This window comes from Dactylosporangium sp. CS-033363, from assembly GCF_050942475.1.
GTDB lineage: Bacteria > Actinomycetota > Actinomycetes > Mycobacteriales > Micromonosporaceae > Dactylosporangium.
This window is the reverse complement of the sequence record NZ_CP192032.1, coordinates 10,889,341-10,912,165: the sequence shown is the minus strand read 5'-3', so window position 1 is coordinate 10,912,165 and position 22,825 is coordinate 10,889,341. Positions and strand designations below refer to the sequence as shown.

The 22,825-nt window shown below is 70.3% G+C and carries 30 protein-coding genes and 3 tRNA genes; 14 read left to right on the top strand and 19 right to left on the bottom strand.

What is annotated here, in order from left to right:
* The first annotated feature begins 28 nt into the window (after positions 1–28).
* The 4 genes from ACQPZ4_RS50445 (at position 29) to pheA (ending at position 2,463) form a co-directional block, all read left to right on the top strand.
* Positions 29–457, top strand: a complete 429-nt coding sequence (locus ACQPZ4_RS50445) for a hypothetical protein (RefSeq protein ID WP_433053803.1) — start codon at positions 29–31, stop codon at positions 455–457.
* An 84-nt stretch (positions 458–541) separates the two neighbouring features.
* Positions 542–934 (top strand): ACT domain-containing protein, encoded by a 393-nt coding sequence (locus ACQPZ4_RS50440; protein WP_433053800.1) that lies wholly within the window; start codon positions 542–544, stop codon positions 932–934.
* A 36-nt stretch (positions 935–970) separates the two neighbouring features.
* Positions 971–1,483: a hypothetical protein gene (locus ACQPZ4_RS50435; RefSeq protein ID WP_433053797.1), complete on the top strand. Its 513-nt coding sequence runs from the start codon at positions 971–973 to the stop codon at positions 1,481–1,483.
* Between the two features lie 35 nt (positions 1,484–1,518).
* The gene (pheA, locus tag ACQPZ4_RS50430; protein ID WP_433053794.1) at positions 1,519–2,463 is read left to right on the top strand and encodes a prephenate dehydratase; all 945 of its coding nucleotides are present in this window, start codon (positions 1,519–1,521) and stop codon (positions 2,461–2,463) included.
* Between the two features lie 53 nt (positions 2,464–2,516).
* Here pheA and ACQPZ4_RS50425 read toward each other — a convergent pair whose 3' ends face one another.
* The 4 genes from ACQPZ4_RS50425 to ACQPZ4_RS50410 form a co-directional block, all read right to left on the bottom strand.
* Positions 2,517–3,227 carry an AIM24 family protein gene (locus ACQPZ4_RS50425; RefSeq protein WP_433053791.1) on the bottom strand — a complete coding sequence of 237 codons (711 nt, stop codon included), beginning with the start codon at positions 3,225–3,227 and terminating at the stop codon, positions 2,517–2,519.
* A gap of 68 nt (positions 3,228–3,295) precedes the next feature.
* Positions 3,296–4,021: an AIM24 family protein gene (locus ACQPZ4_RS50420; protein ID WP_433053788.1), complete on the bottom strand. Its 726-nt coding sequence runs from the start codon at positions 4,019–4,021 to the stop codon at positions 3,296–3,298.
* A gap of 103 nt (positions 4,022–4,124) precedes the next feature.
* Positions 4,125–4,472, bottom strand: coding sequence for a metallopeptidase family protein (locus ACQPZ4_RS50415; protein ID WP_433067099.1), 348 nt, complete (start codon positions 4,470–4,472; stop codon positions 4,125–4,127).
* 66 nt (positions 4,473–4,538) lie between these two features.
* Entirely contained in the window at positions 4,539–4,964 is a 426-nt protein-coding gene (locus ACQPZ4_RS50410) for an OsmC family protein (RefSeq protein WP_433053785.1), read from the bottom strand.
* A gap of 62 nt (positions 4,965–5,026) precedes the next feature.
* Here ACQPZ4_RS50410 and ACQPZ4_RS50405 point away from each other — a divergent pair, with 62 nt between their 5' ends.
* The 4 genes from ACQPZ4_RS50405 to ACQPZ4_RS50390 all read left to right on the top strand — a co-directional run bounded on the left by ACQPZ4_RS50405 (position 5,027) and on the right by ACQPZ4_RS50390 (position 7,831).
* The gene (locus ACQPZ4_RS50405) at positions 5,027–5,446 is read left to right on the top strand and encodes a hypothetical protein (protein ID WP_433053782.1); all 420 of its coding nucleotides are present in this window, start codon (positions 5,027–5,029) and stop codon (positions 5,444–5,446) included.
* Complete coding sequence (locus tag ACQPZ4_RS50400) at positions 5,439–6,125, top strand: hypothetical protein (protein WP_433053780.1); 687 nt, start codon at positions 5,439–5,441, stop codon at positions 6,123–6,125. The genes ACQPZ4_RS50405 and ACQPZ4_RS50400 overlap by 8 nt, the downstream gene beginning before the upstream one ends.
* Positions 6,126–6,215: 90 nt before the next feature.
* Positions 6,216–7,034 (top strand): HAD family hydrolase, encoded by an 819-nt coding sequence (locus tag ACQPZ4_RS50395; RefSeq protein ID WP_433053777.1) that lies wholly within the window; start codon positions 6,216–6,218, stop codon positions 7,032–7,034.
* Positions 7,031–7,831, top strand: coding sequence for an HAD family hydrolase (locus ACQPZ4_RS50390; RefSeq protein WP_433053773.1), 801 nt, complete (start codon positions 7,031–7,033; stop codon positions 7,829–7,831). Before ACQPZ4_RS50395 ends, ACQPZ4_RS50390 begins: the two co-directional genes overlap by 4 nt.
* A 40-nt stretch (positions 7,832–7,871) precedes the next feature.
* On the opposite strand, the gene ACQPZ4_RS50385 is transcribed toward ACQPZ4_RS50390, so the two are convergent.
* The gene (locus tag ACQPZ4_RS50385) at positions 7,872–8,411 is read right to left on the bottom strand and encodes a bacterial proteasome activator family protein (protein WP_433053768.1); all 540 of its coding nucleotides are present in this window, start codon (positions 8,409–8,411) and stop codon (positions 7,872–7,874) included.
* A 95-nt stretch (positions 8,412–8,506) separates the two neighbouring features.
* Between ACQPZ4_RS50385 and ACQPZ4_RS50380 the strand changes: the two genes are divergently transcribed.
* Positions 8,507–9,325: an alpha/beta hydrolase family protein gene (locus tag ACQPZ4_RS50380; RefSeq protein WP_433053765.1), complete on the top strand. Its 819-nt coding sequence runs from the start codon at positions 8,507–8,509 to the stop codon at positions 9,323–9,325.
* 109 nt (positions 9,326–9,434) lie between these two features.
* Entirely contained in the window at positions 9,435–10,646 is a 1,212-nt protein-coding gene (locus ACQPZ4_RS50375; RefSeq protein ID WP_433053762.1) for an ABC transporter substrate-binding protein, read from the top strand.
* A 3-nt stretch (positions 10,647–10,649) separates the two neighbouring features.
* On the opposite strand, the gene ACQPZ4_RS50370 is transcribed toward ACQPZ4_RS50375, so the two are convergent.
* Together ACQPZ4_RS50370 and ACQPZ4_RS50365 are read right to left on the bottom strand one after the other, a co-directional pair.
* Complete coding sequence (locus ACQPZ4_RS50370) at positions 10,650–11,042, bottom strand: hypothetical protein (RefSeq protein ID WP_433053759.1); 393 nt, start codon at positions 11,040–11,042, stop codon at positions 10,650–10,652.
* A 69-nt stretch (positions 11,043–11,111) separates the two neighbouring features.
* Positions 11,112–11,537, bottom strand: coding sequence for a PaaI family thioesterase (locus tag ACQPZ4_RS50365; RefSeq protein ID WP_433053756.1), 426 nt, complete (start codon positions 11,535–11,537; stop codon positions 11,112–11,114).
* A gap of 96 nt (positions 11,538–11,633) precedes the next feature.
* On the opposite strand from ACQPZ4_RS50365, the gene ACQPZ4_RS50360 reads away from it, so the two are divergent.
* Positions 11,634–12,989, top strand: coding sequence for an ABC transporter substrate-binding protein (locus ACQPZ4_RS50360; protein WP_433053753.1), 1,356 nt, complete (start codon positions 11,634–11,636; stop codon positions 12,987–12,989).
* Positions 12,990–13,090: 101 nt separating this feature from the next.
* Positions 13,091–13,339, top strand: a complete 249-nt coding sequence (locus ACQPZ4_RS50355) for a hypothetical protein (protein WP_433053750.1) — start codon at positions 13,091–13,093, stop codon at positions 13,337–13,339.
* 34 nt (positions 13,340–13,373) lie between these two features.
* Here ACQPZ4_RS50355 and ACQPZ4_RS50350 read toward each other — a convergent pair whose 3' ends face one another.
* The gene (locus tag ACQPZ4_RS50350; protein WP_433053747.1) at positions 13,374–14,813 is read right to left on the bottom strand and encodes a hypothetical protein; all 1,440 of its coding nucleotides are present in this window, start codon (positions 14,811–14,813) and stop codon (positions 13,374–13,376) included.
* A gap of 107 nt (positions 14,814–14,920) precedes the next feature.
* Here ACQPZ4_RS50350 and ACQPZ4_RS50345 point away from each other — a divergent pair, with 107 nt between their 5' ends.
* Complete coding sequence (locus tag ACQPZ4_RS50345; RefSeq protein ID WP_433053744.1) at positions 14,921–16,054, top strand: PKD domain-containing protein; 1,134 nt, start codon at positions 14,921–14,923, stop codon at positions 16,052–16,054.
* A 110-nt stretch (positions 16,055–16,164) separates the two neighbouring features.
* On the opposite strand, the gene ACQPZ4_RS50340 is transcribed toward ACQPZ4_RS50345, so the two are convergent.
* Both ACQPZ4_RS50340 and ACQPZ4_RS50335 read right to left on the bottom strand, forming a co-directional pair.
* Positions 16,165–16,467: a hypothetical protein gene (locus ACQPZ4_RS50340; protein WP_433053741.1), complete on the bottom strand. Its 303-nt coding sequence runs from the start codon at positions 16,465–16,467 to the stop codon at positions 16,165–16,167.
* A gap of 35 nt (positions 16,468–16,502) precedes the next feature.
* Entirely contained in the window at positions 16,503–16,796 is a 294-nt protein-coding gene (locus tag ACQPZ4_RS50335; protein WP_433053738.1) for a helix-turn-helix domain-containing protein, read from the bottom strand.
* A gap of 173 nt (positions 16,797–16,969) precedes the next feature.
* Here ACQPZ4_RS50335 and ACQPZ4_RS50330 point away from each other — a divergent pair, with 173 nt between their 5' ends.
* Positions 16,970–17,362, top strand: coding sequence for a hypothetical protein (locus ACQPZ4_RS50330; protein ID WP_433053735.1), 393 nt, complete (start codon positions 16,970–16,972; stop codon positions 17,360–17,362).
* Positions 17,363–17,607: 245 nt separating this feature from the next.
* Here the strand turns inward: ACQPZ4_RS50330 and ACQPZ4_RS50325 are convergent, their stop codons facing one another.
* From ACQPZ4_RS50325 to crtI, 9 genes are all read right to left on the bottom strand, one after another.
* Positions 17,608–17,925, bottom strand: a complete 318-nt coding sequence (locus ACQPZ4_RS50325; RefSeq protein ID WP_433053732.1) for a helix-turn-helix domain-containing protein — start codon at positions 17,923–17,925, stop codon at positions 17,608–17,610.
* Positions 17,922–18,287, bottom strand: a complete 366-nt coding sequence (locus ACQPZ4_RS50320; RefSeq protein ID WP_433053728.1) for a type II toxin-antitoxin system RelE/ParE family toxin — start codon at positions 18,285–18,287, stop codon at positions 17,922–17,924. Before ACQPZ4_RS50320 ends, ACQPZ4_RS50325 begins: the two co-directional genes overlap by 4 nt.
* Before the next feature lie 156 nt (positions 18,288–18,443).
* Positions 18,444–18,517 (bottom strand) — tRNA-Phe (locus ACQPZ4_RS50315).
* A gap of 26 nt (positions 18,518–18,543) precedes the next feature.
* A tRNA-Asp gene (locus ACQPZ4_RS50310) sits at positions 18,544–18,617 on the bottom strand.
* 24 nt (positions 18,618–18,641) lie between these two features.
* Positions 18,642–18,714: transfer RNA gene (locus ACQPZ4_RS50305), tRNA-Glu, on the bottom strand.
* 132 nt (positions 18,715–18,846) lie between these two features.
* Positions 18,847–19,671, bottom strand: a complete 825-nt coding sequence (locus ACQPZ4_RS50300; protein ID WP_433053725.1) for a polysaccharide deacetylase family protein — start codon at positions 19,669–19,671, stop codon at positions 18,847–18,849.
* Between the two features lie 162 nt (positions 19,672–19,833).
* A complete protein-coding gene (locus ACQPZ4_RS50295) occupies positions 19,834–20,709 on the bottom strand; it encodes a MerR family transcriptional regulator (RefSeq protein WP_433053722.1) in 876 nt (291 codons plus the stop codon).
* Positions 20,706–21,233, bottom strand: a complete 528-nt coding sequence (gene idi, locus ACQPZ4_RS50290; protein WP_433053719.1) for an isopentenyl-diphosphate Delta-isomerase — start codon at positions 21,231–21,233, stop codon at positions 20,706–20,708. Before idi ends, ACQPZ4_RS50295 begins: the two co-directional genes overlap by 4 nt.
* A 3-nt stretch (positions 21,234–21,236) precedes the next feature.
* Positions 21,237–22,730 (bottom strand): phytoene desaturase family protein, encoded by a 1,494-nt coding sequence (crtI, locus tag ACQPZ4_RS50285; RefSeq protein WP_433053716.1) that lies wholly within the window; start codon positions 22,728–22,730, stop codon positions 21,237–21,239.
* Between the last annotated feature and the right edge of the window lie 95 nt (positions 22,731–22,825).

Here is a 22,825-nt window from a genome sequence, read left to right as displayed (position 1 = left end):
TCGCACGTCCGGTGCCTGAGGAGGCGCTGTGCCGCAGCACGTCGAATTCACCATCCCCGACCTGCCCCCCGCCGCGACGGCACTGGAGCGCTGGGCCTCGACCGTGAACGGCGCGGCCGAGGCCTGCCTGGTGATCGACGCCGAGCAGACCGTGGTGGCGATGTCCGTGTCGCTCGAGGAGTTGCTGGGCCTGCCCGTCTCGCCCGTGGGCAAGCCCCTGCTGGAGGAGGACGGCGGCGCGCTCGCGGTGCTCGACTTCGCCGACGGCATGCCGCTGGAGCAGAACGAGGTCGCCCGGCTCGCCCCGGTGCTGGCGCTGACCTCGGGCCGGCTGGCGCGCGGGCTGGTCCGCATCCAGTGCGGCGACGACCCGCGCACGTTCGACGCCATCGCCACGCCGCTCACCGAGGACGGCCGGACCGTCGGCTCGCTGACGTTCTTCTCCCTTATCAACTGATCCTTCTCGATTGATCGGTCAATACCGAGTTACTGTCGTCACGCATGCCGCCACGGAGCGCGTTCAGACCGTAATCTCCTTGTCATGCTGGACCTTGCGCTCCTGCCGGGCGACTACGCGATCTGCCGTCTGCCGGCCGGATCCGCCGTGCCCGCGGGCCTGGCCGAGGCCGGCGCGTCCGGGGAGGGCGTCATCTCGGTGACGTGGACCCCGGAGGAGGTCTCCATCCTCTGCCCGGCCGAGCGGGCGCCGGCCGGGGCGACCGTCGAGACCCCGTGGCGCTGCCTGCGGGTGGCCGGGCCGGTGCAGCTGGCATTGACGGGCATCCTTGCCTCGATCGTCTCGCCGCTGGCCGACGCGCGGGTGAACATCTTCGCCTTCTCGACCTTCGACACCGACTATCTGCTGGTCCCGGCGGTGCGGATGAACGAGGCCCTGGCCGCGTTGAGCGCCGCCGGCCATCGCGTCACGACCTGACTTCCAAGGCCGTTCCGGCGCTCCTACGATGGGCGCATGCGAACCGGGGCCGCCGTGCTGGCCATCGTCAGCCTTGGATTCCTGCTGTCCGCGTGCCGGAACGACACCGCCCAGACCGCGCCGCCCCAGGTGAAGCCGAGCCTGCTCAGCCAGGAGCCGCTCGTGCCCGTGCTGCCGCCGCTCCCGGAGACGACCACCGCCCCGGTCCCGAGCGCCACGGCCAGCCCCAGCCCGAGCGGGTTCTCCGAGCAGTACGTGACCTATTGCGCCGGCCGTCCGACTTCGGCGCAGGTGATCGCGGCGGTGCGCAAGGTGCGCGCGAACCTGCCCGCCGGCAACGGCGTGTCCGTGCAGAAGGAGCCGGTGTGCTCGGGGGTGTGGCAGTACACCGTGCTGAACGTGACGGGCAGTGAGCCGCTCCAGGTGATCACCAAGGGCAGCCCGAACGCGCTCACCGTGGTGACCGCCGGCACCGCCCCCTGCACCGTCGAGGTGCGCGCGACCGCCCCCGCCGCCTTCCTCGATGCGGTGGACTGCGCCGACCAGTGATCCGGCCCGCCGGGGCGGTCACTAGGCTGGGAACCATGCCTGGTGTGCCACCCACGCGGTTCGTGTTCCTGGGTCCGGAGGGCACCTTCTCCGAGCAGGCGCTCAAGACCATCCCGGCGGCCGCCCGCGGCGCGCTGACGGCCGCCCGCAGCGTCCCCGAGTGCCTCGACGCGCTGCGCAACGGCGACGCCGACGCCGCGCTCGTGCCGCTGGAGAACTCCATCGGCGGCCAGGTCGGGGTGACCCTCGACGAGCTGGCCAACGGCGAGCCGCTCATGATCACCCGCGAGGTGATCCTGCCCGTGCAGTTCGTGCTCGCGTCGCGGGAGGCCCGCCCGCTGGCGGAGATCCGCTCGGTCGCCGCCCACCCGCAGGCCGGCACCCAGTGCCGCACCTGGCTGCGCACCCACGCGCCCGGGGCGGCCGTGGTCGACGTGCTGTCCAACGCGGCGGCGGCGATCGGGGCGGCCGAGGGCGAGTTCGACGCGGCGATCTGCGCCCAGATCGGGGCCGAGCGCTACCGGCTGCACGTGCTGGCCAGGGACATCGCCGACAACCCGGACGCGATGACCCGGTTCGCGCTGGTGTCCCGGCCCGGGACGCCGCCCCCGCCGACCGGCGACGATCTGACGACGCTGGCGGTGTACATCGCCCACGACCGGGTCGGCGCGCTGCTCGCGGTGCTGACCGAGCTGTCGGTGCGCGGGATCAACATGACCCGGATCGAGTCGCGCCCGACGGGGGAGCGGCTGGGGCGCTACGTGTTCTTCCTCGACTGCGGCGGGCACGTGGCCGACCTGCAGATGGGTGAGGCGCTGCAGGCGCTGCGCCGGATCTGCGCCGACGTGCGCTTCCTGGGCTCCTACCCGCGGGCGCCGCACAGCGACCCGCCGCCGCCTCCGGCTCCGGGCCTGGCGGACGCCGACTTCGCCGACGCGGCGGCGTGGCTGTCCCGCATCCGCCTCGGTGAGACCGCCTGAGGTACCGCATTCATCGGAGGTCTCACCGGGGCGTGGTGCGAGGCGCGTGACGGTCAGCCGCTGAGGACGCTGCCCAGGATGCCGCCGCTGCTCTGCTGGGCCGGGGCCGGCTTGCCCTCGCTGGGCTGGACGATCACGAAGCCCTGGCCGTGCAGCGCCAGCTGGAAGAGCTCGCCCGAGCCGCCGCGCAGCATCGACTTGAGGCTCTGGTTCTTCTGGATGCTCGTCTGCAGGCTGCTGGACCAGCCGACGATGGCGTCCGTGTCGACCATGACCGGGGCCTGCGGGCTGACCGGGATCACGATCGGCGCGCCCTCGGAGACGATGGCGAGCCGGCCCTGACCGGTGAACACGCAGTTGAACAGGCCGCCGCCGAACATGCCGGCGCCCTTGACCATCTGGATGTCGTACCGCAGCGACGGATCGAAGCACAGCACGTTGCGCCCGTTGATGGAGAGGGCGTCGTTGGGCTCGATGTCCAGGATGAAGCAGTCGGCCGCGCCGGAGGCGAACCAGACCTCGCCCTGGCCGCGCACGGCCATGAGGGACACGCCCTCGCCGGTGACCGCGCGCTTGAGGAAGTTGCCGACGCCCTGGCTCTTGACCTCGAACCCGAGGTTGCCACGGAACGCGACCATTGCGCCCTGGCGGGCCAGGACCTCGCCGTTGACGGCGTACTTGACGCACTTGGAGTGTTGCAGGCTCATGCCTGCCTGGGTCGGAGCTTGGGCCATGTTCTCGGCCTTGAAGATGTCACCTCGCACGCCCGGCAGCGTAGCGAACGTGAACGGCCCCACCACCTCCTGGTGGCGGGGCCGTTACCTGATGGGAATCAGCCGCCGAGCAGGCCGCCGAGGACGCCGCCCTGCTGCTGCTGGCCGCTCGCCGCGCCGGGCGGGGGCTCCTCCGACGGCTGCACGACCACGAAGCCCTGGCCGGCGAAGCTCATCGTGAAAGCCTCACCGGTGGAACGGCCGATGAGCGTGCCCAGGCCGATCTGGTCGGCGCGGTGGTAGCCGGTCTGCAGCGTCGCCGACCAGCAGATCGCGGCCTGCGGGTCGACGAACGTGGGCTGGTCGACGGTCAGCACGACCGGGGTGCCCTTGGTCGTGATCGCGAGCCGGCCGCGGCCGGTGAAGACGCAGTTGAACAGGCCGGCCGAGGACATCATGCCCATGCCCTGGACCATCTTGATGTCGTACTGCAGCGTCGACTCGAACGCGAGCACGTTCGCGCCGTTGATCGAGATGGCGTCGCCCTGCTCGAGGTCGATGAGGTGCACGTCGGCGGCCCGGTCGGCGAAGAAGACGTCGCCGCGGCCGCTGCACTTCATCAGCGGCACGCCCTCGCCGGTCAGCTTGGACTTGAGCCACTTGCCCATGCCGCCCGAGCCGAGCGCCTGGAACTGGACCTGACCCTGGTACGCGACCATCGAGCCCTGGCGAGCCATGATCTCGCCGTTGAGCTCGGCCTTGAGCAGCTTGGAGTTCTGCAACCGCAGCCCGGGCTGTTGCGACTCCTTCTCCATGTTTTCGGCGGCGAACAGCGCACTGCGCATGGGTAGTCCTCTCGAAGACGCACTTTGAACCGCACAGTGACGGTAGATGGTTGACGCAAGTCCGACCATCGGTCACTGAGGTCGGGACCCCAAAAGTCGGCTATCAGTCCCAGCCCAACGCGTGCAGGCGCTCGTCGGAGATGCCGAAATGGTGGGCGATCTCGTGTACCACCGTGATCGCCACCTCCTCCACCACGTCGTCCTCATCGTCACAGATGGCGAGGATCGGTTTACGGTAAATCGAGATCCGGTCCGGCAGGACGCCGGCGTAGTCCCAGCCGCGCTCGGTGAGCGCGTGCCCCTCATAGAGCCCCAGGAGGTCCGGATCCTCCGGGGGCGCGTCGTCGACGACCAGGATCACTACGTTGTCCATGAGGTCGAGGAGTTCCTCGGGCACCTCGTCGAGGGCCTCCCCGACGAGTTCCTCGAAGCGCTCCTTGCTCATCCGCACCGGCATGCGAAGAGGGTCCCCGAAAACGGGAACCCTCTCAACAACGAATGGCGAAAGATCAGAAGATCACACGAGCTGAGCGTCCAGCGTGATCTCGACGGCGGCGAGGGCCTTGGAGATCGGGCAGCCGGCCTTGGCGTCCTGGGCCTGCTTCTCGAACTCGGCGGCGTCGATGCCCGGCACGTCACCGCGGGTCGTCAGGTCGATGCGCGTGATGGCGAAGCCGCCGTCGACCTGGCCGAGGTGCACCGCGGCGGAGGTCTCGACCGAGGTCGGGGTGAAGCCGGCCTTGGCGAGGCCGTTGGAGAGCGCCATCGAGTAGCAGGCGGCGTGCGCGGCCGCCACGAGCTCCTCGGGGTTGGTGCCCTTGCCCTCTTCGAAACGGGACGGGAACGAGTAGTTGCCCTGGAACGTGCCCGAGCCGGTGGAGACCGTGCCGTTGCCGGACCGGAGGTCTCCCTCCCAGCGGGCGGATGAAGTGCGAGTAGGCATGAACCAGACGCTAGTCCATTCCGTGTCTGCCGTGGGATGAGCCCGGCGAACGGATGGGAGTAATGGCGATGCAGCGCAAACTGGTGCTGATCGGCGGCTGGCTGGCGCTGTTCGGCCTGCTCGGAGGGGGTGCCTCCATCGTGGTGCCGTGGATGGGGGCGACCACGATCCTCAACCTGCCACACGGACTTTGGTACGTGTTGTTCCTCTGTTCGCTCTGGGCCTTACTGGGCACCGCGGCGATGGGCGTCGGCCGCGGCCGCAAGTTCGCCGGGGTGGCGGGCCCGATCCTGTCGGTCCTCACCGCCTTCGTGGTCGTCGGATTGATCACGACCTCCGAGGGCCGGGCGGCCGCGGGCGGCTGGCTCGGCCTCGCGTCCCTGCCACCGCTGGGCTTCGCGTGCGGGCTGATCGCGATCGGCCGCGCCCGTGCGCAGGCCCCGTCCGGCACGTCCGGGCTCTACGATGCGGGGCATGCCTGAGCAGCCCGCATCCATGCCGGAGATCCTCGCTCCCGCACCGGTCGAGGTGCCAAGAGCAGAAGATCCTGATTCGGTACCGTCTGTGCGCCGACGCCCGAACATCCTCGCCCTCTCGCTGCTGGCGGTGGGGTTCGGGCTCGCGATCGCCGCGCAGTACCTGCCCTGGGGCTCCTTCGCCCTCGGCGGGCGCTCGGCGCTGGCCGACGAGGACGCGGTGCTCGCCCCGGACGCGACGGTCCAGCGGTCGGTCGATGTGCCGCTGACGTACCTGAGCGGCGCCCACGTCACTGTCTACCTGCTCACACTCGCGGGCGCGCTGACCGCCATCGCCGTCGTGCTGGCGGTCGCCGGCCCGGCCGCGCGGCGCATCGGCGGCGGCGTCGCGGGCGGCCTGCTCGCCGCGAACGTGCTCGTGCTGGTCGGGCTCAAGAGCGTCATCGACCACATGGGCAACGGCGACTTCTCGTTCCTGCTGATGGTGAATCCGCAGTCCGAGACCGGTCCCGGGTATCTGCTGGCCTACGCCACGGCCCTTGTGCTCGCCGCCGCCCTGGTGGTGGCCGTGCGCGTGCCGTCGGCGGGCGGGCTGTTGTTCGGCCCGCGCCGCGCCGTCGACGAGCCGCCGACGGGCGAGCCGCTGGAGCTCACGGTGACCCCCGTACCGCCGACGTTCCAGTAAACGTTCGGTCGAGTTTTATTCGCAGCCTGTCACCGGTCGAGATCCGAGAGGTACGGTTGCTGCCCCGCTCGTGCGGAAGGAGCAGCAACGATGCGAATCTCAGGCCTCCCCAAGCTGATCGCCACCGACCTCGACGGCACGCTCGTGCGAAGCGACGAGACGGTGAGCGCATACACGCGCGAGGTCCTCGAGCGGGTCAGAGCGGCCGGCATCCACGTGGTCGGCGCGACCGGCCGCGGCCCGCGCCTCACCGGGCTCGTCCGCCACGACATCCCCGCGGCCGACTTCCTCGTCATGGGCGGCGGCAGCCGGGTCCTCGACATGCGCGAGCCCGAGCACCCGGTCGTCCTGCGCGACGAGCGGCTCCCCGGCGCCGTGCTCGCCGACGTGCTGGCCCGCCTGGAACGGGAGATGGGCCCCCTGTCCGTCCTCATCGAGGCCGGCGACCACCACGAGGCCCCGCTCTGGGGCGACGCCGACCCCAACTGGCGCTACGACGCCGTCGAGGCCCGCGTCCGCGCCGAGTGCCTGACCGGCCCGGTCATCAAGGGCTTCGCCCGCCACCCCGCCTGCGACGTCGACGAACTGCTGGCCACCGCGCAGCGGATCATCCCGGCCGAGATGGCCACCGTCACGCAGGCCGGCCTCGGGTACATCGAGATCTGCCCGCCCGGCGTCGACAAGGCCACCGGCCTGATGGTGGTCGCGACGGCCCTCGGCATCGACCCGGGCGACGTCCTGGTCTTCGGCGACATGCCCAACGACATCCCGATGTTCCGCTGGGCCGGCTTCGGCCGCGTCGCGGTGGCCAACGCCCACCCGCAGCTGCGCGCCCTGGCCGACGAGACCACGCTCACCAACGACGAGGACGGCGTGGCGACGTACCTCGACGCTATGTTGAAGTTGTGAAACTGGTAGCTACGGACCTCGACGGAACCCTGGTCCGCAGCGACCGCACCGTGAGCCCCCGCACGGTCAAGGTCTTCCGGCGCCTGCACGAGGCCGGCGTGGTCTTCGTCCTGGTGACCGGCCGCCCGATTCGGTGGATCTTTCCCGTGTACTCCCAGCTGGGCATCCCCGCGCTGGCCATCTGCGCCAACGGGGCGGCCACGTACGACCCGGCCACCGACACCATCGTGCACAGCGCGCCGCTGGAGGCTTCCGTCCTGGCGGAGGCCTGTGCCCGGCTGCGCGCCGAGGTGCCGGAGGTGGTCTTCGCGGTGGAGCGCGACGGGGGCCGCCAGATGCGCCACGAGCCCGACTTCCCGGTCGGCCCGTGGGAGGCGGACCACAAGTCGGTGGGCCCGGCGACGCTGGAGGAGATCCTGACCCGCCCGGCGGCGAAGCTCCTGGTGCGGGCGGGCGTGCAGGCCCCGGACGAGTTCACGGCCCGGGTGGGCGCCTGCCTGACCGGCATCGCGGAGGCCACGAACTCGTCGTCGAGCGGGATGGTGGAGGTCTCGGCGGCGGGCGTCACGAAGGCCTCGGCCCTGGCCCGCGTGGCCCGGACGCACTCGGTCGCGGCCGCGGAGGTGGTGGCCTTCGGCGACATGCCGAACGACCTGCCGATGCTGACCTGGGCGGGCCGCGGCGTCGCCATGTCGAACGGCCATCCGGCGGTCCGGGCGGCGGCGGACGACGTGACCGCCTACAGCCACGAGGACGACGGCGTCGCCGAGTACCTCGAGCGCCTCTTCGGCTTCTGAGCGGGCCCGATCCACCGATCGGACCCGCCTCGCCGGGTGGTTACAGGTACTGGCCGGTGCCGGACGGCGTCGGGCCGCCTGGCTGGCCGGGGGTGCCGCCCGGGCCGCCCATGAGCGCCGGTCGGCCCCGCATCTGCTCGAGCTGCACGCGCGCGGCCATCTGCTGGGCCACCAGGGCCGCCTGGATGCCGTGGAAGAGGCCCTCCAGCCAGCCGACCAGCTGGGCCTGGGCGATGCGCAGCTCCGCCTCGCTCGGGGTGCTGTCGCCGTCGAAGGGCAGCGACAGCCGCTCCAGCTCGTCGCGCAGCTCCGGGGCGAGGCCGTCCTCCAGCTCGGTGATCGAGCGGCGGTGGATCTCCTTGAGCCGCTTCCGGCCGGCGTCGTCGAGCGGGGCGGCGCGGACCTCCTCGAGCAGCTGCTTGATCATGCTGCCGATGCGCATCACCTTGGCCGGCTGCTCGATCAGCTTGCTCGGGTCTTCCGCGTTCTCGTCGTCGCCGGTGGACATCGTCCCCAGCGGCCGCCCGTCGGGGCCGACGACCAGCACGGTGCGCGACTCGTCCTGCGCCTCTTCTGCCATGCCTCCAAGTCTTACCCACGCCTCCCGCCGACAACCACGAAGGGGTGCCGATCCGGCCCCTGTTGCCACCCTTCGTGACGCGATAACGTCTGCCGGTGACGAGTGATCCGCGGGACGTACTGAGTCGTCCGGCCCCGCCGCCGGACTTCACGCTGCGGTACGGCGAACATCCGGATCATGTCGCTGACGTGCGCCTGCCCGCAGTACCGGATGCGCCGCTCGTGCTTTTTGTGCATGGCGGGTTCTGGCGCCATCAGTGGGATCGGGCGCACGCGGGGCCGCTCGCCGCCGACCTTGCGGCCCGCGGGTACGCCGTCGCGACGATCGAGTTCCGGCGCACCGGGCAGCCCGGCGGCGGCTGGCCGGGGACGTTCTCGGACGTGGCCGCGGCGGCCGTGGCGGTGCCGGATCAACTGGCCAAGGAGGTCGCGCACCGCGGGCTGTTGCCGGTGTCGGTCGATCGGCCGATCCTGGCGGGCCATTCGGCGGGCGGGCACCTCGCGCTCTGGTACGCCGCGGTCGCGCCCGACGCCGTCGGCGGGGTGGTCGCGCTGGCCCCGGTGGCCGATCTGGCCCGCGCCTACCAGCTCGACCTCGACGAGGGCGCGGTGGCCGACCTGCTCGGCGGCGGCCCCGACACCGTGCCGGACGCCTATCGGTCGGCGGATCCGATGCGGAACCTGCCGTCCGGTGTACGGACCGTGATCGTGCACGGCGCGCTCGACGACATCGTGCCGGTGGAGTTGAGCCGCGACTACTGCCGGTCGGCGCGCCGGGCCGGGGACGACGCCACGCTGGTCGAGCTGGCCGACGTCGAGCATTTCGGGGTCATCGATCCCGGGTCGCGCGCGTGGCCCGCCGTGCTCGCCGCATTCGGCACACTGACCAGGGGCGAGGCCGCGGACACCGATTGACTGTCCGGCGCGATGGCGGTAGAACGCACCGTGGGTTGTAGGCTCGTGGCTCGCGAGAGCGCGGGCAGTCGACGCCCGCGTCTTGCGGGGTCCCGGGGAGGAAAAGCACGTGTCCCACCTGAACCGCCGTCAGGCACTCCGGCTGTTCGCGGCCGCGGGTGCGGCGGGCCTGACCGCGCCGATCCTGTCCGCATGCAGCAGCTCCGACGACTCGTCCGACAGCACGGCCGTCCCGAGCGGGCCCCCGATCAAAATTGGCATGATCGTCCCGCAGACGGGCATGTTCAAGGACTTCGGCAACGAGCTCGACAACGGCTTCTCGCTCTATCTGAGCCAGCACGACGGCCGGCTCGGTGGCCGCCAGGTGACCCTGGTCAAGGCCGACGAGGGCGAGACCGCCGACAGCGGCAAGGCCGCGGCGAACAAGCTCATGAAGGACGAGAAGGTGCTCGCCATGACCGGCGTCGCCAACCCCGCCGCGATGCTCGCGATGCGCGAGGACGTCGAGAACGGCAAGATCCCGCTGATCGGCTCCAACGCGGCGCCCAAGGCGCTGCAGGCGCTCGGGCCGAAGTACATCTGGCGCACCTCCTTTGTCTCGGACGAGCCGGGCACCGCCATCGCGCGCTGGGCCGCGGGCAACGCCGGCGGGCCGCTCGCCATCGTCGGCCAGACCGGCCCCGGTGGCGACGACGATGACGTGGCCAGCTTCGTGGAGAGCTACCGCAGCGCCGGGGGCACGGTCGCCGGGCAGGCGCGCACCGTGGCGTACGGCAGCAAGGACTTCACGGCCATGCTCAACCAGGTCAAGTCGTCCAACGCGAAGGCCATGTACGCCCTCTTCAGCGGCGCCTCGGCGATCGAGTTCGTGAAGGCCTACCGCAACGCGAAGTTCCCCGGCGACTTCAAGCTCTTCGGCACCGGCGCCCTCACCGAGGGCTACGTGCTCAAGCAGCAGGGCGACGCGGCCAAGGACATCTACACGGCGCTGAACTACTCGCCGGACCTGGACAACGTGGCCAACCGCCGGTTCATCGCCGACTACCAGAAGGCCTACGGCACGGTGCCGTCGACGTTCGCGATGTCGTCGTACGACGCGGCCGCGGTGCTGGACAAGGCGATCACGGACGCCACGCGCAACCTCGACTCGTTCCAGCTCAACGCGGCGATCGGCCGGCTGGGGCAGATCGACAGCCCGCGCGGCGGCTGGCAGTTCACCCAGACCCGCACGCCGCTGCAGCGCTGGTACCTGCGGCAGGTGCGCAACGACGGCGCCGTACTGTCGAACGTGCTGACCGCGGAGTTGTCGACCCGCGGTTAGCGCTCAGGCGGCTCCGCGCCGCTTGAGGGTCGCCACCGCGGACCCGGCCAGGGTCAGCAGGCACTCCGGCAGCTTGCCGTCGACCAGCGCCACGGTGAACAGCGCCGTGGCGCTCGGGACGTCCTCGTTGACGTACGCGCTGACGAACCGGGCCACCCAGCGCTTGTCGTAGTTGGCGTCGTCGATGTCCGGGAAGTCCAGGCGCCACGGGCCGCGGGCCAGGTTGTCGCCGACCATCTCGCCGGCGAGGCGCCACGCGACGTCGTACGCGGCGCTCATGCCGCGCCGGCCCACCACCTCGTCGAAGGTGTGGGCCACGCCGTCCTCGTCGCCCGCGAGCGCGGAGGCCAGGACCTGGGCGGCGTCCTGATATGTCTCGTCTCCCGGGTCATCCACGCCGCAACCGTATGTCGCGACGTCAAGCCCGGCTGTGCACATTCGGGTATTGCGCGGGTGACCCGCGGCTCACCCGCGCCGCAGCGCGCAGGTCAGCCGCGCGGTGCAGACGCGCTCGCCGTCCTCGTCCGTGACCACGATCTCGTAGCTCGCGATCATGCCCCCGAGCCGCAGCGGCGTGGCCACACCGGTCACCAGACCGCTCTTGGCCGACTTGTGATGCGTCGCGTTGACCTCGATGCCGACGGCGATGCCGTTGTAGAGCCGGCCGGCGTGCAGGGCCGCGCCGATCGAGCCGAGCGTCTCGGCGAGCACGACCGAGGCGCCACCGTGGAGCAGACCGTACGGCTGGGTGTTCCCCTCGACCGGCATGGTGGCGACGACCCGCTCGGGCGAGGCTTCCAGGATCACGATCCCCATCCGCTCGGGTAGATGGCCCTCCATCGAAAGGCCACCCGGCGCTTGGCTCTGGGCCTCGGACTCTTGATCTGGCATAGCGAGGAGAGTACCCGCGCCCCCGCTGAAACCCGGGCCGTGCCCGCGCTAAGGTGCGCACGGACCTTTGCGGAGGCCTTTGGGGAGGAGAAGCCCATGCGTGCACGATCGGCCACCGCCATCGGTGCTGCGATCACGGCGATCGGAGTGTTGCTGGCCGCATCCGGCTGCGCCTCCGGCACGAAGAGTGACGAGGATGCGGTCCCTTCGGCCGACATCCGCCTGTACGGCACCGACGGCAACATGGCCAACTCGTTCGGCGACGCGCTCAAGGACTCCCCGGCGGTCCTGAACGGCATGAAAGGTACAACCCCGCTCACGCCGCTCAGCGACGACTTCAAACGGCGCGTGAAGAGCATCGATCCGACGCTCACCGACTTCAACTACTCCGGCGAGTCCTACGACGCCGTCGTGATCGCCGCGCTGGCCGCCGAGACCGGCAAGTCCTCCGACCCGGCCGTCATCGCCAAGCAGATCGTCGGCGTGACGACCGGTGACAACACCTGCGACACCGTGTCGGCCTGCCTGACCGCGGCGAAGTCGGGCAAGGACTTCAAGTACCGCGGCATCTCGATGCGCAGCAGCGGCTTCACGTCCGTCGGCGAGCCCTCGGCGGCCATGTACGGCGTGCTGAACTTCGGCACCAGCAACAAGATCGACGACGCCAAGACCGAGTTCGTCGGCGCCGGCGACCAGCAGAGCGAGGACAAGACCGCTCCGCCCGCGCCGGCCGCGACGACCGGGGGCAACAAGAACCAGAAACCGCCGCTGAAGTACGGCCTGCTGCTGCCCAAGACCGGCGCGCTCGCGTTCCAGGGTCCGCCGATGTTCGCCGCGGCCAAGTTGGCCATCAAGGAGATCAACGAGGCCGGCGGCGTGCTCGGCCAGCCGGTGCAGGTCGTGGAGGGCGACGACGGCACGAACCCGGAGGTCGCCAAGGCGGCCGCCGCGCAGTTCATCGCCCAGGGCGTCGGCGTCATCATCGGCGCGGGGGCCTCGGGCGTCAGCGCGGCCGTGATCCCCGCGATCGCCCAGGCCGGCCGGATCATGATCTCGCCGTCCGCGACCTCGGACGCGCTCACCAAGGTCGACGACAAGGGCTTCTTCTTCCGTACCTCGCCGCCGGACAACCTGCAGGCCAAGGCGGTCGCCGACATCATCATGCGGGACGGGCACACCAAGGTGGCCATCATCGCCCGCGACGACAACTACGGCAGCGGCCTGGCCGAGGGCGTGCAGAAGGACCTGCAGGCGGCCGGCATCCGGCCCGAGAACATCCTGGTCAAGAAGTACGAGGCCAAGGACAAGTACGAGAAGGCCGAGGGCCCGAAGCTCTTCGACCCGATCGCCGGGGAGATCAAGGGCTTCGGCGCGACCGGCATCCTGGTGATCGGCTTCGACGAGTCCGCGATGGCGATCAAGTCCCTGGTGACCTCGGGCGTCAAGGTCTGACCGTCAAGGTCTGGCAGTGTCGACCTTCTGGGCTCGCGCGTTGCCGCCCCAGGGCCTACCGTGAACCCCGATTACCCCTAGTCAGGTGAGAGGACCACCAGATGACCGACAACGAGACCGTCGAGACCCGCGGCGACGAGCGCGTGGAGCTTCTTGTCGGGGACACGAACAACGACGGCAAGCCCGACCTCTGGGCGGTCGACACCGACGGGGACGGCAAGGCGGACCTGTTCCAGTTCGACACCAACGGCGACGGCAAGGTCGACATCACGATGAGCGACCTCGACCAGGACGGCACGCCGGAAGCGGTCGTCGACGGCGACGGCGGCATGCCCCCGGCGACGGCGTAAGGCTTTTTCGGTACGAGCGGCGCGGGTGGTCCGATCACCCGCGCCGTTGCTGTTCCACGTAGTCCCGCCACTGCTGCTCGAGCCGGTCCCGCCCGACGCCGAGCACGTCCCGGGCCACCGAGTCGACCTCGGACATGCGCATGAAGCCCTCATAAAAGGCGATGAGCTTGTCCTGTCCGTACGTGTCCGCGATCATCCGGCACGCCAGCCACCCGGTCACGTAGTTGCGCGGCTCCTCGTAGAACTGCTTGTCGTCCGGGAACGAGGCCGGCACCAGGTTCCCGAGCGCCTCCCGGATGCCCGCCGGGTTGAAGCGGCCGTCGCGATAGGCCACGTATTCGGCGAAGCCCTCGACGACCCAGCGCGGCGTGTACGGCCCGGTGACGGGACCCATGGCGGCGTGCGTGAACTCGTGGGTCAGGTCGTGCTGCAGCTCGCTTTTGGCCGCGGAGAGCTCGCTGGGGTTGAACACGATGCGCGTGGTCGCGTACGTGGGCCGGTTCGTCCACTCCGCCACCGACGAGTAGTACGGCACGGCGATCGCGGCCACCTGCGCCACCCGGTCCTGCGACTCCGCGAAGTACGTGTCGAAGATCTGCCGGTCGCCGACGGCCGTGATCAGGACCTTGCCGTCCCAGCCGCCGGGGCGTACCGCGGCGACCTGCTTCAGCCCCGTCTCCGCCAGCTCCAGCAGCCCCCGCCCGCCGTCCCCGCCCGCGTTGGCTTTTCCGTCCGCGTTGGCTGACAGCACGGCCACGACCCGGTCGCTGCGCACGACGGTGATCGGCCCCTTGGCGTCCCAGGGCTGGCCGGCCTCCCCGGTGGGCAGGTCTTTGCCGGCCCCGTCGCCGACGATGCGCCACTTGCCGCCGCCGTACGCGAAAACGGCCAGCCACGGCGTCGCCACGGGCTTGCTGTCCACCCCGTCGATGCGATGCCGCACGGTCACCGGCACGATCCGCACGGCGGCGTGGAACCGCCGGAACAGCTCGTCGGGCAGAAACGCGGCCGCCTTGGGCGCTGAGACCTGCGCCCGCTCGAACCCCAGCTCGGCGAACGGCAGCCGGGTCAGGTTCTCGAAGAGCTGCTGCTGCTTTTTGACAAAGCCCGCGTCGGTACCGTCCACGTCGGCCATCCACTCGGCCTGATCCTTGCGCCGCACGGCATCGCCGCGGCGCTGGAGGACGGCGTCGATGGCCTTGACGTCGCCGCTGACCCAGGCGACGTTGGTGGGGGCGTTGCCGTACCCCCGCAGCATGACCGCAGCGGCCGCCCCACCGCCGACGGTGATCAGCATGCTGGCCACCGCCAGCACGGCGAGAATCGGCCACAGATAGCTCCGCCGGGGTGCGACCGGAAGCTCCAGCGGCGGATACCAGACGGCCGCGATCGGCCGCTCCACCGGCTCGGGGGCGCGCTCGTCCGGCGGACGCTGCTGCGGAATGGTCGCAGCGGCCGGTTCGGGGATCGTCACGGCACCTACCGGCGTTCGGAGAGCGGAACCACATCCTCTGACAGCCCCCACGCATTGTCGAGCTTCGGGGGCTGCGCAGGCGCCTTGGATCTTGCATACTTTCGGCCGTGCATATCCGACTCTGGACCGGCCTGGCGACCACGGTCGCCGCGGTCGGCCTGGCGGTCACGGCGGGCGCGCTACCGGCGGCCGCCGCGACCGGACCGACGGCGAGCTTCACCGTCTCCCTCCTCGTGGACCTGGGCGCCTTCAACGCCGACGCGTCGTCCTCGGTTCCCGGCCAGACCCCCATCACCTCGTACACCTGGGACTTCGGCGACTTCGACGGCGACGTCGTGACCACGGCGGGCCCGCAGAACGGCAAGGTCTACGGCCACGGCGGTGTCTACACGGTCAAGCTGACCGTCACGGATGCCGCCGGCCTGACCGACAGCACCACAAGGCAGGTCTCCGCGTTCCCGAAGCTCTCGACGACGGCGCTGCTGGGCAGCAACCTGCGGTACGTGACCGCCGAGGCCGGCGGCGGCCAGCCCCTGATCGCCAACCGCGCTTCGGTAGGCGGCACCTGGGAGCGCCTGGACCTGGTGGACGTGGGCGGCGACATCGGCTTCCGTTCGCAGGCCAACGGCAAGTACGTCACGGTCGACCCGGCCACGACCCGCCTGACCGCCAACGGTTCGGCTGCCGAGCGCTTCCAGCGAGTCGACACCCTCAATGGAGCGTTCGCCCTGCGCTCGACCACGACCGGGAAGTACCTCAGCAGCAACAACGGCGGCTCCCCACTGACCGCGGACCGCCCGGCCGTCGGCGCGTGGGAGCAGTTCTACCGGCCGACGAGCGAGTCCGGCCTGAACAAGCATCCCTTCTCGGCCTCCAACGGCTACGTCAAGTACATCTCCGCGGAGTCGGCCGGCGGCCGCCCGCTGATCGCGAACCGGCGCAGCCCGGGGCAGTGGGAGACGTACGACCAGATCGACGCCGGCAAGGGCTGGATCGCCCTGCTCTCCCACGCCAACAACCGCTTCGTCACCGCGGAGGCGGGCGGCAACCAGCCCCTGATCGCCAACCGCACCTCGGTCGGCGACTGGGAACTGTTCAAAATCGGCTACGCGGACGGCTTGCAATCCCTGCGCGCCAACGCGAACGGCAAGTACGTGACCGCCGACCTCACCAACGGCGGCACGCTGATCGCCAACCGCACCGAGGTCGGCGACTGGGAACGCTTCACCGTCCTGGCCTGAACGTCGATGCCCCGGACCGGCGCCCTTTCGCACCGGTCCGGGGCACCCGCCTCGGTGGACCCCTGATGCAATCACCGCACGTGGCTGCTCATCGCCGTACCTAGCCGGGTTCAGTTCAGGAAGTTCAGTTCGTTGCCGGCGGCGTCATAGGTCGTGACATTGCCCGGCGGGACAATCGAAATGCCGCCGTTCCAGTTGAAGATCTCGATCGCGTTGTCGGCCGCGTTCTCCACGACGGCCGTCATGGACTCCCCACCGGCCAGGTCATACGACATCCCGGTCGGCTCGAACATCACCGTGAACGGCGCGTCGGCGGCGGCTTGGACCTTGATGACAAGCCCGTTGGGCAGCGCCGGGCCCAACGGGCTCGACGAGCGGGTCGGGGTTTTTGAAAGCCCGACGAAGCGCTTCACGGCCCGCCACGCGCGTTGCCACCGAGCGGAGAGGATCACGCGATCGCCGCGATGTCGCCGTCGTCGAAGGAGATCGCCTGATGGCGGCGCCCACCGAGCGCCGCCGCGAACCGGGCAACCACGTCCTGGCCCGACACGCGGCCCTCGGTGACGCCCATGCGGTCGGCGACCTCCTGCTGGGTAAAACCACGCTGCTTGCGAACCTCGGCCGGCCGATGCCCGAGGGCCTCAGCGAGGAGCTGTTGCTTGCCGGCCGCGACCGCTTCCTCGCCGCCCGCACTTTCCACGTGCTCGGCCCGGATGTCACTCCAGCGCACATAGCTGCTCAACCGCCGGCCACCCTTCCTGCGCCGTTCCTTCGGGTCAGTCTCGTATCGCTGCTCGTCGCCGTACAGCGCCGTCGCTACACGCGTTGCTACGGCGCGATGTCGTCAGGCGATAGCTGCGATGTCGCCGTCGTCGCACACTAAACGCCGTCAGGCTTGAGCGCATACTGTGCGCCGTGGCAGGTAGATGGCACCCGGAAGCCGGGCCAGAGGACTTCCTCGCAGCGACCGCGAACCAGGCGTGCCTCGTGCGGGAGGCGGACGAGGGTCAGCCAACCTACGATGCGGGTATCGGGTTCCTGGGCTTGACCATGAGCGCGATGTCCGAGACGCCTGAAGGCGGGTACATCGCCGAGGTGCCAGCGTCTCTCCATCTCATCTGGGGAGCTCTGACAGATGAGATGGACGCTCCGGGCAGGGGTTCGCCGGAGCAGGACGCCGCCGCGGTCCGCCACATGAAGCAGGCAGCCGCCGAGTGGCTGGCAGCCGTGGAGACGCAGCACGGCAGAGCGGCCTACCTCGATCGCTGGATTCACGACGAGTGCGGGTATGAGCGGAAGCCGTCCTGAAAAAAAGCCGTGGACGGTGGCGAGCGACAAAGACCCCGACCCGCGTTTCCGCTGGTCGGGGTCTGTAAAGCCCGGCGAAGAGCTTTGTGGGCAGGGGCGGGCTCGAACCGCCGACCTTCCGCTTTTCAGGTCTGCGCAGCCCTGTATTGCTGGCGATCTGGAGCCGCGATCTGGTCCGGCATGGATCGGCGCTGAGCGCGGTTGTGTGCGGCCGTTGCTACACGCGTCGCTACACGGCGCGTGGGTCAGGCGATAGCCGCGATGTTGCCATCGTCGAAGTAGATCGCCTGGTGGAGGCGTCCTCCGAGAGCCGCGGCGAAACGGGAGATCACGTCCTGACCTGACACCTGGCCCTGCTCGATCTGAGACACGCGTCCCTTGGTGACTCCCATGCGGTCGGCGACCTCCTGCTGGGTGAGGCCACGTTGCTTGCGGACTTCGGCCAGCCGATGCCCGAGCACCTCGGCGAGGAGCTGCTGCTTGCCGGCCGCGACGGCTTCCTCGCCGCCTGCACGTTCGACGTGTTCGGCCCGAATGTCACTCCAGCGCACGTAGCTGCTCATCGCTGGTCACCTTCCTCTTGTGCCCGTTCCTTCAGGTAAGTCTCGTAACGTTGCTCGGCAAGTGGGATGGCTTCCTCGTACCAGGCGTTCCACTGTCCGGCCTTGTCGCCGGCAACCAGCAGGATGCTGGAGCGCCACGGATCGAAGACGAACAGGATGCGCACAGTGCCAGGACGGAGCTCTTTGAGGTTGGCGATCGTCGAGTGGGCGATGCGGTCGACGAGCGGCCGGCCGAGGCTCGGGCCTCCCTCCGCAAGGGCGTCGAGTGCCTGGGTAACTCGGTCATGAGTCGTATCGTCCAGTGCGTCGATCCACGCGCTGACTTCGTTCACGACGTAGATGTCCCACTCCGGTGTGGTCACGGATGCCAGTATAGCGAACGCTATACAGATCCGACCGTCCGCCGCCGCGGGGTCGTCGTTGCTACACGGATGGTCGTGATGGCAGCATGCGCACATACAAAGACCCCGACCGCGTTGCCGCTGGTCGGGGTTTGTAAAGCCCGGCGAAGAGCTTTGTGGGCAGGGGCGGGGTCGAACCGCCGACCTTCCGCTTTTCAGGCGGACGCTCGTACCGACTGAGCTACCTGCCCAGAGCCCCACAACAACAGGGGCGAAGCGGTCCTGACGGGACTTGAACCCGCGACCTCCGCCTTGACAGGGCGGCGAGCACTCCAACTGCTCCACAGGACCTAGCTATGAACATGTGGTACCACGTGCCCCCAACGGGATTCGAACCCGTGCTACCGCCTTGAAAGGGCGGCGTCCTGGGCCGCTAGACGATGAGGGCGGCCCCGCAATCATCGCATATCGCGCGAGTCGTGCGGTGTTGCTCCCATCCGGCCCCGCCGGAGGCTTTCAGAGCATACGTGACCCCTCGCGCGTTCTCCAAATGGGTATCCACCAGCGGCGCGCCGAAGGGTCAGACAGGCATCGCGACCAGGGTGAACTTGTTCGCCAGCTCCGGGAGGAGGGTCTTGTACGCGGCCACCGTGGCGCTGCGATCGCCGCCGCCGTCGTGGGACAGGACGATCGAGCCCGGCTTCGTGTTGTTCCTCACGTTCGAGCAGATGTGGCTGGTCATCTGCTGGCCCGACCACTTCTTGATGTTCCAGTCGGACGGGTCGACGCTCCAGCCCAGCGATTTCATCCCCAGGTCCGCTGCGATCTGGACCGCCGCGGGGGTGAAGTTGCCGCCGGGGTGGCGGAAGTACTTGATCTGGGCGTCCGGCACGGCCTTGTGGATCTCGTCGTTGGTCTTCTGCAGGTCGGCTCGGATGACGTCGGCCGACTTCTTGCCCAGGGCTTCGTCGTGCTTCCAGGTGTGGTTGCACAGGGTGTGGCCGTCCTTGACGATCTCCTGGACGTACTGCGGGTACTCCTGGACGTTCACCCCGATCAGGCAGAAGGTCGCCTTGACGCCCTGCTCGCGGAGCATCTTCAGGATCGTCGGGGTGTCCGGGCCCGGGCCGTCGTCGAACGTCAGCGCGACCGTGGCGCCACCGGTGGAGCGGATGATGGCGGGAGCCGGAGAAGAGGACGACGCGGACGCCGACGGAGACGCGGGCGCCGGCGAAGAGGGCGGCGGCGAAGAAACCGGGCGGGAGACCGGGCGGCCCGACGAAGCAGAGGGGCCGGCGCTGGGCGTGATGCCCGGGTAGGAACCGGACCCGGAGGACGCATGCCACGAGGCCGCGGTCGGGTGCGTTTCGTGAGAACAGCCGGCGGCAAAAGCCAGAGCGGCCATGATCACTGCTCCCACCGCTGCGAGTCGTAGACGAGGCATGTGAGGCTCCGAGGGATTCCTGAGGATTCGCTGACGGAGCCACACGTTACTGATTCGAGACCGTCGACGTCCTCCGGCGTTCAGGCCGTGGCACGAACCCGGGAGTGGACGCGCAAGGCCGTTTTACGCAGAGGTTTGGTCGAGTACCGAAGTCAGCGTCGCCAACGCCTCGCCCAGGCTGTCCGGACAGACGACCCCAGATGGTACGAACGGACGAGGCCATCCGGGGCCGCCCGCGGCGACCACAACGGGGCGGGTCCGCTCGGCCAGGAGCGCCTCGAGCTGTTCGGGCGCCCCGGTGCCCGGCGAGTGCGACCAGAGCAGGACGGCGTCGGGGCCGGTCCGGCGCACCGCGGCCAGCAGCGCGGCCGGCGGCACCCGCGCCCCCAGCGAGCGGCTCGGCACCCCGTCGGCCGCCAGGGCCGCCGCGACCGCCTCTATCGGCAGGCTGTGCTGCTCCTCGTCCGCACAGGACAGAAGGATCTGCACCGGTACCCCCAGAGGCGGCCGCGGCACCGCCCCCAGCACCGCCGAGATGCTCCCCGAGATCATGTGCTCGACCTCGATCAGTTCACCCGTCGCGGCGTACCGCTCGCCGATCCCGGCCAGCACGGGCCGCAGCACGCCGTCCCAGGCCGTGACCACCCCGTGCTCGCGGACGGCCTCGGCGATGCGCTGCCGCACAGCCGGGGCGTCCAGGCGCAGCGCGGCCCGGCTCAGCCCGCGGACGGCCGCGGTCAGGTTCGGCACCGGTTCGGCCACGAAGGAGGCGGCCGGGCGCCGCGCCCAGCGGGCCGCTTCGGCCGGGGCGACCCCCTCGACGATCAGGCGCTGCATCAGCTCGAGGCGCTGGATGTCCTGCTCGGTGTACCGGCGATGATGCCCCGGCTCGTGCAGCGACGGACCCATCCCGTAGCGCTGATGCCACGTGCGCAGGGTGGTCACGGCGACGCCGAGCCGGCGTGCCACGGCTCCGGCCGAGTAGGCGGCGCCGTTCATGACCGGGCTGACCGCCAGGCGTCGAGCACCCCGGCCAGCCAGGGCGCGTAGAAGTCGGGGAACCGGCGGATCCGGGCGGCGAGCTCGTCCGGCGTCACCCAGTCGGTCTCGGCCACCTCGGCCGGGTCCGCGTCGACGGGACCCTCGAACGGGCCGGTGAGCACGTGGTCGTACTCGTACTCGACCCGGCCGGAATCCGGATCCTCGGCTTGGTAGAGGTACACGCCAACCTCGGTCAGCGGTGCGGAGACCCCCAGCTCCTCGCCCAGCCGGCGGGCGGCCGCGGCGACGACGGGCTCGCCGGGGGCCGGGTGACCGCAGCAGGTGTTGGCCCAGCGCAGCGCGAACCGGGTCTTGGCCGCGGCGCGCTGCTGGAGCAGGAGCCGGCCGTCGGGCGCCACCAGCAGCACCGAGAAGGCGCGGTGGAGCCGGCCCGGAGCCTGGTGGGCGGCCTCGACGGTCGCGCTGCCCGCGGCGCGGCCGTCGGTGGCGACGAGCTCGACCAGCTGTTGTTCGCGTGACAAGTGCTAGGACTCCCCCGTGACACGGCTCGCCGCGAGGCGGCCGGAGATGAGCACCATGGGCACTCCGACGCCGGGCTGGGTGCCCGAACCGACGAAGACCACATTGGACAGTGTGGGGTGGAGGTTGCCCGGCCGGAAGGGGCCGGTCTGGCGCAGGGTGTGCGCGGCCGCGAACGGGGTGCCGGCGGCCATGCCCTGATCGGCCCAGTCGGCCGGGGTGATGAACTTCGACACCTCGATGCCGGCGCCGAACCCGAGGTACCCCCGCTGCTCCAGCGTGTCGACCAGCTCGCTGCGGTACGTCCCGGCGAGCGAGCCCCGCCAGTCCAGCAGCTTCGCGGTCAGGTTGGGCGTCGGTGCGAGCACGTAGTAGGTCTGGCGGCCCTCGGGCGCGAGCGACGGGTCGGTGCGCGTGGGGTTGGTGACCAGAATCGACGGGTCGCTCATCAGCCGGCCCTGGTTGATGACCTCGTCGAAGGTCTCGCGCCACGACCGTCCGAAGTGGATGTTGTGGTGCGCGATCGCGCCGTACGCCTGGCTGGAGCCGACGTGCAGCACCACGCACGACGGGGAGTACCGCAGCTCGCCCAGCAGCGGGTTGCGCCAGCGGGTGGGCGGGAGCAGGTCACGGTACGCGACGGGAAGGTCGGGATTGAGCACCACGACGTCCGCGTCGAACCGGCGGCCGTCCGCCGTCGTCACGCCGGTCGCGCGGCCGTTGGCGGTCTCGACGCGGCTCACCTCGGCGCCGTAGACGATGTCGACGCCGTGCTTCTCGGCCACCCCCGCGAGCGCGCGGGACACGGCGTGGATGCCGCCGCGGGGGAAGTACACCCCGGCGACTGAATCGAGATAGGCGATGACCGCATAGAGCGCGAGGGCCTGGTGCGGCGCCACGCCGGCATACATCGCCTGGAACGAGAAGATGCGCCGGGTCCGCGGGTCCTTGAAGTAGGAGTCCACCTTGGACTGCAGCCGGCCGAACCCGCCGCGGCGGGCCAGCTTCCACAGGTTGGCGGTGACCAGGTCGCGCGGCCGGTCGAGGTTGCGGTCGATGAAGTCGTCGCGCTCCAGGGCCCAGAGCTCGCGGGCGTGGTCGACGAAGCGGAGGTACCCGTCGGCCTCCCGCGATCCGCACACCCGCGCCACCTCGCCGGCCATCCGCGCGGTGTCCGCGATGACGTCCAGCGTGGAGCCGTCGGGGAAGTGGGCGCGGTACGCCGGATCCAGCTTCTCCATCGGCAGCCAGGCGGCCAGGTCCTCGCCGACGGTGCCGAGCAGGTCGGCGAGCAGCTCCGGCATGGTGAGCACGGTCGGCCCGGTGTCGAACTCGTAGCCGTCCAGGACGAGCCGCCCTGCGCGGCCGCCGGGCTGGTCCTCCCGCTCGAGCAGGGTGACGCTGCGCCCGGCGGCCGCGAGGCGGATCGCCGCGGCGAGTCCCCCCAGGCCGGCACCGACGACGATCACGCGATCCGTCCGGCCTTCAACGGTTCGCATGGTGTCCCCCTGTGCGTTTCGGGTAGCTGCCTTGACAAGCGTAGCGTAGGCTCAACCTTGCGTCGATTCGTGCGTCGATTTGCGGTAGACCTGGA

Bases quoted from the DNA above. Each gene is read 5' to 3' on its own strand.
- ACQPZ4_RS50300 (WP_433053725.1), bottom strand. From the start codon at position 19,671: ATGGCCGCTCTGGCTTTTGCCGCCGGCTGTTCTCACGAAACGCACCCG.
- ACQPZ4_RS50385 (WP_433053768.1), bottom strand. From the start codon at position 8,411: ATGGCAGAAGAGGCGCAGGACGAGTCGCGCACCGTGCTGGTCGTCGGC.
- pheA (WP_433053794.1), top strand. From the start codon at position 1,519: ATGCCTGGTGTGCCACCCACGCGGTTCGTGTTCCTGGGTCCGGAGGGC.
- ACQPZ4_RS50435 (WP_433053797.1), top strand. From the start codon at position 971: ATGCGAACCGGGGCCGCCGTGCTGGCCATCGTCAGCCTTGGATTCCTG.
- ACQPZ4_RS50400 (WP_433053780.1), top strand. From the start codon at position 5,439: ATGCCTGAGCAGCCCGCATCCATGCCGGAGATCCTCGCTCCCGCACCG.
- ACQPZ4_RS50405 (WP_433053782.1), top strand. From the start codon at position 5,027: ATGGCGATGCAGCGCAAACTGGTGCTGATCGGCGGCTGGCTGGCGCTG.
- ACQPZ4_RS50420 (WP_433053788.1), bottom strand. From the start codon at position 4,021: ATGCGCAGTGCGCTGTTCGCCGCCGAAAACATGGAGAAGGAGTCGCAA.
- ACQPZ4_RS50410 (WP_433053785.1), bottom strand. From the start codon at position 4,964: ATGCCTACTCGCACTTCATCCGCCCGCTGGGAGGGAGACCTCCGGTCC.
- ACQPZ4_RS50325 (WP_433053732.1), bottom strand. From the start codon at position 17,925: ATGAGCAGCTACGTGCGCTGGAGTGACATTCGGGCCGAACACGTCGAA.
- ACQPZ4_RS50355 (WP_433053750.1), top strand. From the start codon at position 13,091: ATGACCGACAACGAGACCGTCGAGACCCGCGGCGACGAGCGCGTGGAG.
- ACQPZ4_RS50440 (WP_433053800.1), top strand. From the start codon at position 542: ATGCTGGACCTTGCGCTCCTGCCGGGCGACTACGCGATCTGCCGTCTG.
- crtI (WP_433053716.1), bottom strand. From the start codon at position 22,730: ATGCGAACCGTTGAAGGCCGGACGGATCGCGTGATCGTCGTCGGTGCC.
- ACQPZ4_RS50360 (WP_433053753.1), top strand. From the start codon at position 11,634: ATGCGTGCACGATCGGCCACCGCCATCGGTGCTGCGATCACGGCGATC.
- ACQPZ4_RS50295 (WP_433053722.1), bottom strand. From the start codon at position 20,709: ATGAACGGCGCCGCCTACTCGGCCGGAGCCGTGGCACGCCGGCTCGGC.
- ACQPZ4_RS50365 (WP_433053756.1), bottom strand. From the start codon at position 11,537: ATGCCAGATCAAGAGTCCGAGGCCCAGAGCCAAGCGCCGGGTGGCCTT.
- ACQPZ4_RS50395 (WP_433053777.1), top strand. From the start codon at position 6,216: ATGCGAATCTCAGGCCTCCCCAAGCTGATCGCCACCGACCTCGACGGC.